A 12,245-nucleotide genomic window follows, 5' to 3' on the forward strand; every position below is an offset into this window, starting at 1 on the left:
TGATAAAAAATGAAAAACTGAGTCAATCAATGTAAGCGTTTTCTTTTGCTTAAAAAGTGATATAATAAAATTGTGAATTACAGAGATCTGATTGGAGGGATTAAAATGGCTAATAATTCAGAATGGAACGCTAAAACATGGTTTCACCGTTTCGCAATTTTAGCGGTTTCATTGGTCATTACGACTGGAACTGCAATTTCACCAGCACTTCCAGCGATGCAAAAAGCATTTTCAAACTATCCTGCAACCTTGGTAAACATGGTTGCAACAATTCAACAAATTCCAGCGTTCATAGTGCTATTAATGTCAGCACCACTAGCAAAACGATTTGGGATTAAAAAAATGATTGGCCTTGGAATCTTATTGATGGGGATTTCTGGTGTCATCCCAGCGTTCATCCCCAACCTATGGTTAATATTGGGATCTAGGATCATCTTTGGGATTGGAATTGGGATGATCAATTCGTTAGCAATTACGATCATCAATATCTTTTATAGTGGTAATGAACAAGCTCAAATGCTTGGTAATCGCAACTCATTTGAAACGATTGGTCTTTGTATCGTCAATATACTAGTTGGCCAATTATTAAACATCAGTTGGCAAGTGTCATTCTTAGCATACTTCTTTATTTTGATTATCCTGGTAATCTTCTGGAAGGCTGTGCCAAATATCGAAACAGGTGAACCCGTTGGTAAAGATGGACAACAGCAACGCTCAAAGGTTAACCTTGCTGTAATCGTTGCCGGAGTCTTTTGTGCAATCATGACGATGGGACTAGCAACGGTTAGTGTTATGACCCCTACGATCGTTGTTAATGGAAAACTAGGTAGTGCTACCGATGCGAGTTTCGTAATTACGATCTTCACGATTGCTAGCATGTTGATGGGATTTTTATTTGGAACCTTCTTCAAGATTTTTAAAAAATTTGTATTACCCCTGGGCTTGTTAGTGTTTACAGTTGGAATGTCCATCATGAATTTTGCTCCTAATTTAATCGTACTAACGATTGGAGAAATCATTATCGGTGGTGCGTACCCACTTGCTGGGACTTACGTTTTTAACTTGATGGATAAAGTAGCTCCCAAAAATTCGACCGCACTAGCCAACTCAATCCTATTAGTCGGCTGTAACGTTGGGACAGCAGTATCACCAATCGTGATGGGATTCTTAAATCAAATTTCACCAATTTCTGGATCTCAGCCTGGAATCGGACTCTTTAGTGTATTGATCGCTGTATTAATGATCATTATCTTGGGATTCCAAATATTTAAAAAGCAGTAATAAATAAAAGGCAGCCCATAATTGACGGGCTGCTTTTTATTTTTACCAATACAATAAACATAATTTATAATTTATTATTTATTATTTATTTTAAATTATCGTCAGAAAACTGCTTTAATTTAGCCAACAGTTCTGGATCTAATCCTGAATCATCATCATCAGAATAAGACGTTTCATTACTATAATCATCTGGATGTAACCATTGATCGTAAGCCTGGGTATATTCTTCATCCACTTTTCGTTGGGCCTTTTCATAAAAAGCACGGTTGCGCTCCATAACGTACCCTACTAATGGCTTATTCTCACTAGGCACTGCATTTCTTTTTTCGTTAAAGTTACCCTTTCTAACAACATCTTGAATCTCAATCAATTCATAATCAGTAATCTTATTAATGCCAGCCCCCTTCTTGTAAGAATGGACCTGAGCTGTAAACCCAACCAAATCACCATCTTTTAATTCATCCAATTTAATAAACGGTTCCGTATAATGAACCCAAGCATGATCAGTGATAAAGTTGCCCATATCATCATGAACATCTAAAAATAAAATCGTAGGTTGGTAGTAATAACCATCTTCGTCATTATATTCTTCAGCATATCCCAAGCGGGTAAATTTCCCAACAAATTCATATCGCTTGTCAGCAGCTAAGTCTTTTAAACCGTTTCTCATATTATCATCTCCAAATTAGCATCAGCTTTATGATTACCATTTTAAGCTAATTTATATTAATAGGCAATGTGGAACAAGCATCAATATTGTTTCACGACTTCCATAAATCAGGCCCAATTTATTTGCTTTAGCGTTATAATAGTTAAGCATATTTTAGAGTGATAAAAGGAGAAATGATTCGTTTTGGATAGTAACTTTTTAGAAATTGATTTTAACAATGGATATCGACAAGCCATCGATGATTCAGTTGCCAACTTAAAGGGCCATCAACCTAGCATTACCCAAATGATGTTCAAGGCTAGTGTTAAAAATCATGACTTAATTAATCGGATTTTTAAGGTTAAACATAGTGAACCTTATCTAATGGGATATAAAGAGGGACTTCGTATCTTTAACTTTGATCAAATCTCAGGTTAATAGTTCAAATTGAAAATGAGGACCATTCATATAATGAATGGTCCTCATTTTAGCTGTTATCGTCGATTTTTTATTTAATTATTTTTTAGCAATGCTAATATCATGGTTGTTGTATACAATGTGAAGACCATGAGATAATCCAGTAACCTTACTGAACTTACCCTTGTGACTGCCGTAGCTCATAATCTTATCACCGTTCTTAAATTCACCACCGTTAAGTTTAAGGGTTCCACCAAGTGTTGCCCCCTTCTTAACTACTAAGCGGCCCTTCTTAGCAATTGAAGTTGAGCCCTTGCTACTTTGTTTGTAAGTACCCTTAACGGTAACCTTTTTAGCACTAAGCTTAAGATCACCACCACTAACGCTAACAGATCCATTACCAAGAGCTGCGTTATTTGCTGCTACTAATGAACCATCCTTAACAGCAACGCCACCCTTGTATGTGTTCTTTCCAGTTAATGTCAATGCACCAGTACCGGTCTTAGTTAGTTTTCCAACCCCAGTAATGTCGTTACTCCAAGTATCAGCAGCATTGAAACCACCCTTAGATGCATCCATCTTAACGGTCGTATCAGAAACTAATTGGCCATAACCATTAGCAGCGTTGTAGAGGTTCAAACGACCCCAACCTTCACCATCATCTAAGATTGGATATCCAGTAGGTAGTTCGGTAGTTGCAAGAACTGCTCTTCTTTGAGTGGCATTAAGGTATGGTAATCTAGTTTCCAAAAGTACTTCAGCACCCTTAGGAACAACGTAAGTGTGCTTAGAGTTAGCAATCTTTGAGAAACCATAAGTTAAGCGGAAGTTATATTTTTGAGCATTTTCTTCCTTGTTGTCCATTCCATAGCTGTTATTGTCAGCCTTGGATTCCTTTAGGATGCTTTGAGCTTGGTCAAACGCTTCCTTTTTAAGTTGGGCATTTGCAGGGTCATTCAAGATAGCTGCTGCTAATGCAGTCCCTAATACTCGACCACCGATAACATCTAGTGGCGAGTGGCGTCCTGCAACAATTCGGTTGTTTCCTACTTCTGAAGCTCTAGTGATCAATGATTGAAATTTTTGTGGATAAGCATATGCAAGTGCGTATGCAGTTAAGTATGCACTATTAGTGTGCCCACTTGGGAATCCATAATCATTAGTAGGATCAGCATTTGCTGATAGTTTTAACGTTGGAATAATTACCCCGTTATCTTGGGCGTTAGTAATGTTTGATAAATCATTCCATCTAAATGGACGTGGATACTTATAAAATTTCTTAGATGTACTACTTGAAGAATAGTTACCATCTTTCATAGTATCAGCTAATTTAACAACACTTCCTAGGCTGGAGTTAGGGTCACCAGTTACTTCTTGTTTACTCCAGTTAGTATCGTAATCCTTAGTTTCTGCATCTGATGGCACTGATGTATATCCACCAGTAATATTTGCTTCTTTTCTGAAGTAATCAGTTAGCGTCCCAAGTCCTTCTTGAGCAGAATAACCCATGTCATTTTTATCATCTAACCATGATGCATCTTCTTCAGCTTTCGTTCTTGTTTTAGCAATGTTGTAATTATAATTAATATTTTCGTCTAAAATCTTCGTGTTAAGGCGTTTTCCGTTGTTCCAATCAGAACCAGGTTGCCAAAGATTGTTCATTTGTGATAATAAGTCAATTGAAGCATTGGTTTGTGCTGTGGTATTAGCACTTGTGTTTGTTTTATAATCTTGAATGAAATATCTTCCTGCGTCTGATTTATGATCAGTATCAATTTCAAGCAAAGCCTTATTAGTACTCTTCTTATCGGCCTTTGCATTTGTGATGCTACTAATACTTAAAAGTGTTAAACCAATTAATACACTGGAACGTAGAATTCTTTTTTTCATGTTAATATCCCGCCTCTTTAATTTATTTTAACAATCTTAATAATAAACTAAGAATTTAGATTTATTGTATATTAATTGTAAAAATATTGTAAAATATAAAGTTGCTATTTTACAATTATTAAAACCATTTGCTAAGTTTTTAAATTTTCAATCAAAAACAATGCGATTTAGGAAGTGAACGATATGCTTAAAAATAAACAAAAAGCACTATATATAATCATTGGAATATTAGATATCATTGTTTTCATTAGTATCTTGATCAGTCTATTTGTTACTAAGGGAGAATACTTTTGGGGAATTATCGCTTTAGTCTCCGTTTACGTTTTAATGGTATTAGCTGCAAGCATTGCCCAACATCATAACCATAACGGAATTTTTAAAAACCCTAAAATTGGTTTGGGACGGGGATTTGCCTTTAATTTAATGTTTTTATTTGTGAAACCAATCTAAATAACAAGCAATAAATAATTTATTATTTATTGCTTGTTATTTATTTTTTGTTATAAAAAAAGGACCAGCCAATTAAGGTTGATCCTTTTTTGATATGGATTTTAGAATGGGAAAATTTCTGGGTTAGTTTGTCCTTGTCCATCATGAACTTCAGGTAAGTCTACAGTGTTACTTGCCATCTTATTCTTAGCAACTGCATAAACAGATAATGTGTAATCTGCAGTAGATGGATAGTTGTAAGTGATAGTACCACCAGCAGTATCATTACTAGTATTAAATGAATAACCATTAAACTTAGTGTAGAAGGTAACATTCTTTTCACCTTGATCATAAAGTCTAACAGCAACCTTACCAGCCTTCGAACGGTCAATACTGTAGTAAGTAGGATCTGGAGTTACATATTGTGACTTTTTAATCGTATAACTCTTAGTTAACTTCTTACCAGCCTTGTTGGTACCATAGATAGTAAAGTTATTCTTACCACTAAAAGCCTTTGAAAGATTAAATTTCTTACTCTTTACGCTTGCAGTAGCAAATTTTGAGCTACCCTTCTTAACAACAACTTTTGTAACGTTCTTAGCAGCGGAACCCTTAACAGACCCCTTAAAACTAAGTTTTCCTGAATTATATGAAACGCTTGGTGTTAATGTAGGCTTAGCACTGGCACTAGCAACATTCCCAAATGCAAATAATGGTGAAATAATTCCAGCAACTAATACTGTTGCAAAAATTTGTTTTTTCTTCATTATAAAAACTCCTTTATTTATTAAGTATTAACGTAATTATATCATCTTAAAACGACAAAAACCAAGTTCATAACTTTTTTTAACTATTTGTAATATCTATGAAATTTTATTTAACGTTATCTTCCTTAGTATATTTATCAAAATACTCGGTCGTTTTTGCAATATGCTTTTCTAAATAGGAACTAAACATTTCGCCGGTATCTTTAGATAGTGACTTAAATTCCTTTCTAGAATTCTTTTTAGTAATATTTCCTGTGATCACAACTGGTGATAAAAATTTCTTTTCTTGAATATGATTTTGCACAAGTGCAACACTTCCAATTGATAATGATGATTTCATTTTAGCTGGAATAAAAAATTTATAGGCTTTTGGAAATAATGGTTTGTTATTACTAAGTTGAATAAAATGAACAATTGCTGTGTTATACTTTAGTGTCATTAGATTAATTCCCTCACATTAATATATTTACCATCATTATAACAGACATATAATTAAAATATGAAATAATAGCCATAATTATAAATAATTTATAATTTATTTTTAATATGTTTATCAAATGAAAATAAAAAGTACCCTATAAATCGTTAGATTACAACTAACAATTATAAGATACTTAAATGATAAATACTTGCGATTAACTAAATTTATTAATTCTGTCGAAATAAGCATTTAACCATGGGAGCGTCTTAGCTTGAATCTGTTCGCCATTATAGCCGTTATTAACATCTGACCAAATTGAAACGAAACTACCTAAGTTATTACTGTTGGGTGCTTGTTGGGTTGAATCTAGATCATCCCACATTCCAGAATTAAACCCTGATAACCGTTGTTTAAAGCTATCAAGTCCTGACTTATCCAAACTACCCTTATCAACAACTACATATGTTATTGCCTGATTATCATTAAAAGTTTTTAAACCAGCCCGATTAATTTCAGGTAACGTAGCATTTAAAGCTAATAGCGATTTACGGTTAGCTGGATCTGAAACGGCACTCGATTGACTCCAATAGTTAACAACGATTGTCTTATCGTACTTATTAACTTGCGATTTTACAATACTATCATTCCAAACCATCATTTGTTTTCCATGACTTCTTAAATAACGATTGATATTATTATCGAACTGCCTAATTGAAACCTCATCTGAATGGCCATCAATTGAAAATTCATCTCCACCAGTTCCGAAGTAACTATTCTTAGGTAATAACGACATATATTCTGAAATTACCTTCTTATATAATGTTGTAACTCCATCAGCACCAAAGTCAAATTCATTTGAAAACGCAAGCATTGAATTAAGGTGAGGATACTTTTTGGCCTTTAATAAGTCAATCATCGCCTTACTATGTCCAGGAATTTCAATTTCTGGGTAAACCGAAACGTGTTTTTCCTTTCCATAAGCAATTAATTCCTTTAATTGTTGTTTAGATAAAAACGGCTGATTCGTTTTCTTACTAATGTACTCACCATTTACATATTTTGCATTTTTAACGGTTTGTCCAAGGAATTCATTTTCAATGCCAAAGTTTTCATTATCAGTCAAATGCAGCATTAGGTACTTTCCATTATGCTCGCTTAAGGTATCAATAAACTTCTTTATTGTTTGTGGCTTATAGTAAGTCCGAGCGGCATCTAGATTCAATCCAGTTGTAATCCCGTAATTCTTAACATGATCATTTTCCTCGCTATTTTGGTCTATTCGCCAAATGATTCCAAAAATTAAGATCAGAACCAGGATAACTGGAATGACTAATATTTTAATCCAGCGTTTCATTATTAAGCTCCTTTTTTATTCATATATATGTTATTGTAACTTATTTTTAAGTAAAAAAATATAAAATCATAAATTCATAACAATAATAAATAATAAATAATAAATTTTAAATAATAAAAAAGGGAATCCCTTCATCTGAAGTTATCCCGATTTTTATTTTCGCTTCTTATCTAAAATTTTCTTCATGGTTTTATATTCAATTTTTTCCTCATCAGTTAAGTTATCGACTGCTGATTCTGATAGCTGGCCTAATAATTCTGTCACACTATCTAGTCCCAAAACACTAACTAATGAATTTAATTGGTTTGCAGTATCAACTGAGACCCGAATACTAGTAGATTTTTCACGTTGTTTTCTAGACTTCTCAATTTTTTTAATTTTATTATCAAAATCATTGCTCAACTCGTTTCTAGAAAAAACGTTTTTAGGCATTTTGTTGCGACTTTGATTTTCTAGATTCTTTTTTAATAGATCACTCATATTATTTCACCCGCTTAATAAATTCATCAGTAATTTGGTCATATAGATAATGAACCTTTTGATCATGAATATCATGCTTTTGATTAGGATTATCTGGATCAACAATGCCAATAATATCATATCTCTTTAGTCGTTCCATATTCTTAACGATGGTTTCAAAGACATTATCATTCCCAAATTGCTTCTTAGCTTGATCGAGGATTAATTGATCAACCTGTGATTTTTTCTTTAATAAAACAGGTAATATTCCTGAAATATCATAGTCAGCCTTATAATTATCGATCAACTCTTGTAGGTATTCAATATATGCTTCAGCACCAGTATATGAACGTTCTTGAGTTTGCAAAACTACAATTACATATCTTGATGACATTAAAGCAGAATCAGTGTACAAACTAACGGTCGGTGGCGTATCAATAATGATGTAGTCAAATTGAGATTCCAACGGCTCTAGTAATTTGGAAAAATGAATTGCTCTAAGGTATTGGTTATCTGCTCCTGGATACAGTTTTTCTAAATACAATGGATATGAAGTAAAATCAGCGAAGCTAGGAAGTAAATACAGGTTTTCCTTAATCTTAGTTACAATACTTTCAATATTATTATCGCTAATTGCGGTCATTAAGGTCGTATCGAATTTAACGACTTCCTTAGTCTGGGCCTGTTTAGTTGCTAAATAAAGTGCAGTTGCGTTTGCTTGAGGATCTAAATCAACCACTAACGTTCTATATCCCTTTTTTGACAAGTGATATGCAATCATACAACTATTTGTCGTCTTACCAGTACCACCCTTAAAATTACCAAAAGTCACTATTTTTGCCATAAAATTTGCTCCTCAAAAAAAATTTAAAAAAATTTTTTTGTACGTATTATTGTATAAATGTATTTTTATATTAATTAATACAAGTATTATATAATACTTGTATTAATGTATGCAATGAAAAAGTTTCTAAAAGTGCCTATATCAATGATTTTTCAAACACCATGTATTATTGCATACCTGGATATATGTATTCATGTATGTGTACATACTAGTATTCATGTATTAATAACTACATGTATGCAAGCATACATAAAAATATGCTATTGACTATTCTTATTATTACAGTTATTCTTTTCTTGTAATTAAAAACCTACCAAATTGTACGGTCCATTAATTATAAATTATAAAAAAACAATGTATATCCTAAAAATTTAGTTTTGGATATTTAAAAATGAATATAGAAAAAAGAGTGTTTCCAGAGCAACTGTTCACAGCAGTAACCCTAGTAACAGATCACAAGTACCCAAATTACTTGTTCTCCCAACACTCTAATTAAAAAAACTATTAAATTAAAAGTAGTTACAACCGTAACTAACTATAAAAAGACTAGATGGTTGGAGATAAATCTCCAACGAATGCTTTTATTATAGCTTATTGCTATTATCTTTGCAATATTAATAGCTTATTTAATTAGTCCTAAAATACATATTTTAGAAGGGGAGCAAGTAATTATACTTGCTCCTCTTTTTCTATTCCAGGAGGAATAGCTATGCAATTTATCATGTTAGACATTAACCTAATTAAAGACCCAAACTTAACTAACGATGAAGTCATCACATATGCACTACTATGCGATCGAATGAAATCATCAAGAACCAGTAAACAGTTTTTCGATTCTAAAAAACAAGATTACTATGTCATTTACACGCTCGAACAAATGGCAACTTCGCTAAAACTATCAATTCGTAAAGTGGGCCAAATCTTCAGTAAGTTGGTAAAATTAGGCTTATTAATTAAGAAAAAGCAATTCAGTAAAGCTGACAAATTGTTCTTGCCTAAATTTAAATCAACTAAGGTGCAAAATTTGCAACAAACAAATGCAGATTCTGCTACTCCACAAATGCAAAAAGTGCAACCTAATCAGAGTCAACAGAATCAAAAAATTAAATCAAAAAGTAATACAGTTAACACAAGTGACGAATTCTCAAACAAATCAGTTGCTAAATGGAAAAAAGCAGTTTGTGGAAAATTAAACGTTAAGGAAATCGTTATTGATCAAATATTAGATTTTACCAAAAATGATTTAAAACAGGCACACTCAATGATGGGGGTTATATTAAATGCGAAAACAAACATTGCAAGGAAGAATAAATTACTAAACAGTCCAATCACAAGGTTTGAAAATAATACCAACCTAGGAAACAAACTCGCAATGCAACTAAAACATATTTTTAGTTATTTACCTGCCACAATGGAAGAACGTTCTAAATACTTAATGAAATCCATGAAAACATTCTTTTTGGAAGCCTTTGGATTAAAAAAAGATGAACTAATTACCCCAATTGCAGCTAGTTCAAATAGGATCATTAAAAAACCAGTTCCAGAATGGCTTAGAAAAGATTATCAACCAAAGGTAAAACCAGCAACTGAAGCCCAAAAACAAGCAGTTCTGAAAAAATTAGAAGAATTTCGTAAACTTTAAGGTGACAATTTGAATGGTATTTACATTTTAGAATTAAATTCATTTTGATTTGTTTTAAGCGTGTTTTAAAGACTTTAATTGTTTAAATGATAAAATACATTGATAACAGTTAAGATCGCTAAAAATGGCTAAAAAAAGCCAATAATGGTTTTTAGATCCATTATTGGCCACTATAAGAAGCTTTTTATTAATAATTTAAAATATATAATTTAAAATTTATAATTAATTATAAATTACATTGATTCGTTAGCGCTCTGAACTGCCTTAATGACAGCGTTTCTGAAGCCATTAGCATCTAATTCAGTTACGCCCTTAATCGTGGTGCCCCCAGGTGAAGTGACTTTATCCTTTAACTCTGCAGGAGTTTTTCCAGTATCAAATGCTAATTTACCTGATCCAGCTACCATACTAGCAATTACCCTGTATGCATTTTGACGATTTAGTCCTGCTTGAACAGCTGCATCAGCCATGGCATCCATAAAAACATCTACAAATGCAGGTCCACAACCACCGATCGTTCCAATAATTCCTAAATTAGCTTCTTTGGTGACTATTACGTCCCCTAATAAACTTAAAACTTCATTGGTGGTTTTTTGATCTTCCTTACTAACATCGTATGCAAAGCTCGTTGCAATCGTTCCATGATTAACTGAGACTGGAGTGTTTGGAATAATTGCAGCGATTGGATTGTTAGGAAGTGCCATTTTTACTTCAGTAATTCTGATTCCCCCTGCTGCAGAGATAATAATCGTATGGTTGCTAATCCCATTTAATTGTCTAATTACCTTTACGTTAATATCAGCTGGGACGGTAGAGATAACAACGTCTAATCTTTGTTTTTTGAATTCACTAGGGTCATTAAATAGATTAAACCCCAGCTTTTTTTGAAGTGCTTCAACACGTGGATTAACTGGATTTAAAGCAAAAAGATTGTTTGAATCCAGTTTATTTGTGAATCCTTTTAAAATTGCACTACCCATGTTACCGACTCCTAAAATTCCAATTTTCATGTAGATCCCTCCAATTTTTTATTACTATATTAATGATACTACACTATTAGATTGAAAGGCGCTAAAAAAGTCATCATTGAATTTAATCAATGATGACTCAATGATAACAAATCTTTTATTTACCTAATGATCCAGTAATGATACCACCAACAACAACGATAAATAGTCCGATAGTAACATAGGTGAGACCCTTTTTACTTTTCTTTTCGCCTAGCAATAAGATTCCACTTAAAGTCGAAACGATTACGCTCATTTGAGAAAGTGTAAACCCAGTTGCAATTCCGTTGACTTTAGCTGAGTACATATAAACGGCAGTTGCGAGTCCGAAGTCGATTCCTACAGCAATGTTAGCAATCGAACGCTTGTCTGTTAGGGGGTTCGGTTCGTTCTTATCACGGTAAAAGAATGAAATAATAATTGATGCAATTACCATTCCGATTGCTTGAGGGAAGAAAGCACTCCAACCATCTACAACCGGAATTTGAGGAAGAGCTGAGAAACCAACGTATCCGATCGTTCCTAATAGTAAAACCATGGTTCCCCTTCTTAGGACTGCAGGATCGAGTCCCTTACTTGCATCTTCTTTATCAGTCTTGGTAGTGAACAAAATTCCAATCATGATTAGAATCAAAGCAAGAAAACCAAATATTTTATCAGTTCCAGTTGCCCACTCTCCGAAGAAAAGCACTCCCACTACTGATGTTCCGACTAGCTGAGCACCAGTTGAGATTGGCATTGCTCTTGAAACCCCAATTTCTGGGAACGACCAGTATTGTGATAATTGTCCACAGGCCCAACATGCACCAGAAATTAAACACCAGATAAATGCACTTGATGATAGTTGCGGATGTTTGAACAATGCAATTACGATCGCAACGATCAAGGCACCATAGGTATTACCGACTAGCTGGTTGATCGGTCTACCACCAGTTTTACCAGCGATTAAGGGCATCAATCCCCATAGCGCAGCTGGCACTAACCCAATTAAAATATTCATTTGAAAAACTCCCTTATGATAATAACATTTCGAATTTAAATTTATGAATATAATTGTATACCCTTTTTTGACAAAGGTAAAGGAA

Annotated in this window: 13 protein-coding genes; 4 read left to right on the forward strand and 9 right to left on the reverse strand. The window is 33.4% G+C overall.

Annotation, left to right across the window (positions count from 1 at the left end; translation table 11 throughout):
• Window positions 1-105 precede the first annotated feature (105 nt).
• Window positions 106-1,281: an MFS transporter gene (locus tag ACSVI6_RS07635; protein WP_491720289.1), complete on the forward strand. Its 1,176-nt coding sequence runs from the start codon at window positions 106-108 to the stop codon at window positions 1,279-1,281.
• Window positions 1,282-1,366: 85 nt separating this feature from the next.
• On the opposite strand, the gene ACSVI6_RS07640 is transcribed toward ACSVI6_RS07635, so the two are convergent.
• Window positions 1,367-1,951: a hypothetical protein gene (locus tag ACSVI6_RS07640; protein WP_491720288.1), complete on the reverse strand. Its 585-nt coding sequence runs from the start codon at window positions 1,949-1,951 to the stop codon at window positions 1,367-1,369.
• Between the two features lie 183 nt (window positions 1,952-2,134).
• On the opposite strand from ACSVI6_RS07640, the gene ACSVI6_RS07645 reads away from it, so the two are divergent.
• The gene (locus ACSVI6_RS07645) at window positions 2,135-2,368 is read left to right on the forward strand and encodes a hypothetical protein (RefSeq protein ID WP_491717545.1); all 234 of its coding nucleotides are present in this window, start codon (window positions 2,135-2,137) and stop codon (window positions 2,366-2,368) included.
• Window positions 2,369-2,446: 78 nt separating this feature from the next.
• On the opposite strand, the gene ACSVI6_RS07650 is transcribed toward ACSVI6_RS07645, so the two are convergent.
• Entirely contained in the window at window positions 2,447-4,237 is a 1,791-nt protein-coding gene (locus ACSVI6_RS07650; RefSeq protein WP_491720287.1) for an acid phosphatase, read from the reverse strand.
• A 183-nt stretch (window positions 4,238-4,420) separates the two neighbouring features.
• Here ACSVI6_RS07650 and ACSVI6_RS07655 point away from each other — a divergent pair, with 183 nt between their 5' ends.
• Window positions 4,421-4,687, forward strand: a complete 267-nt coding sequence (locus tag ACSVI6_RS07655) for a hypothetical protein (RefSeq protein WP_491717547.1) — start codon at window positions 4,421-4,423, stop codon at window positions 4,685-4,687.
• Window positions 4,688-4,788: 101 nt separating this feature from the next.
• Here ACSVI6_RS07655 and ACSVI6_RS07660 read toward each other — a convergent pair whose 3' ends face one another.
• The 5 genes from ACSVI6_RS07660 to ACSVI6_RS07680 form a co-directional block, all read right to left on the reverse strand.
• Entirely contained in the window at window positions 4,789-5,433 is a 645-nt protein-coding gene (locus ACSVI6_RS07660; RefSeq protein WP_491717548.1) for a hypothetical protein, read from the reverse strand.
• Window positions 5,434-5,539: 106 nt separating this feature from the next.
• Entirely contained in the window at window positions 5,540-5,872 is a 333-nt protein-coding gene (locus tag ACSVI6_RS07665; protein ID WP_491717549.1) for a hypothetical protein, read from the reverse strand.
• Between the two features lie 196 nt (window positions 5,873-6,068).
• Window positions 6,069-7,208 carry a family 20 glycosylhydrolase gene (locus tag ACSVI6_RS07670; protein ID WP_491720286.1) on the reverse strand — a complete coding sequence of 380 codons (1,140 nt, stop codon included), beginning with the start codon at window positions 7,206-7,208 and terminating at the stop codon, window positions 6,069-6,071.
• A 153-nt stretch (window positions 7,209-7,361) separates the two neighbouring features.
• A complete protein-coding gene (locus ACSVI6_RS07675; protein ID WP_491717551.1) occupies window positions 7,362-7,688 on the reverse strand; it encodes a DUF5388 domain-containing protein in 327 nt (108 codons plus the stop codon).
• Between the two features lies 1 nt (window position 7,689).
• Entirely contained in the window at window positions 7,690-8,511 is an 822-nt protein-coding gene (locus tag ACSVI6_RS07680; RefSeq protein WP_491717552.1) for a ParA family protein, read from the reverse strand.
• A 709-nt stretch (window positions 8,512-9,220) separates the two neighbouring features.
• Between ACSVI6_RS07680 and ACSVI6_RS07685 the strand changes: the two genes are divergently transcribed.
• Window positions 9,221-10,153: a replication initiator protein A gene (locus ACSVI6_RS07685; RefSeq protein WP_491721033.1), complete on the forward strand. Its 933-nt coding sequence runs from the start codon at window positions 9,221-9,223 to the stop codon at window positions 10,151-10,153.
• 233 nt (window positions 10,154-10,386) lie between these two features.
• Here ACSVI6_RS07685 and proC read toward each other — a convergent pair whose 3' ends face one another.
• Both proC and ACSVI6_RS07695 read right to left on the reverse strand, forming a co-directional pair.
• Window positions 10,387-11,163 carry a pyrroline-5-carboxylate reductase gene (proC, locus tag ACSVI6_RS07690; protein WP_491721034.1) on the reverse strand — a complete coding sequence of 259 codons (777 nt, stop codon included), beginning with the start codon at window positions 11,161-11,163 and terminating at the stop codon, window positions 10,387-10,389.
• Between the two features lie 115 nt (window positions 11,164-11,278).
• Window positions 11,279-12,160: a GRP family sugar transporter gene (locus ACSVI6_RS07695; RefSeq protein ID WP_491721035.1), complete on the reverse strand. Its 882-nt coding sequence runs from the start codon at window positions 12,158-12,160 to the stop codon at window positions 11,279-11,281.
• Window positions 12,161-12,245: the final 85 nt, after the last annotated feature.

This window comes from Nicoliella sp. ESL1106 (assembly GCF_058509965.1).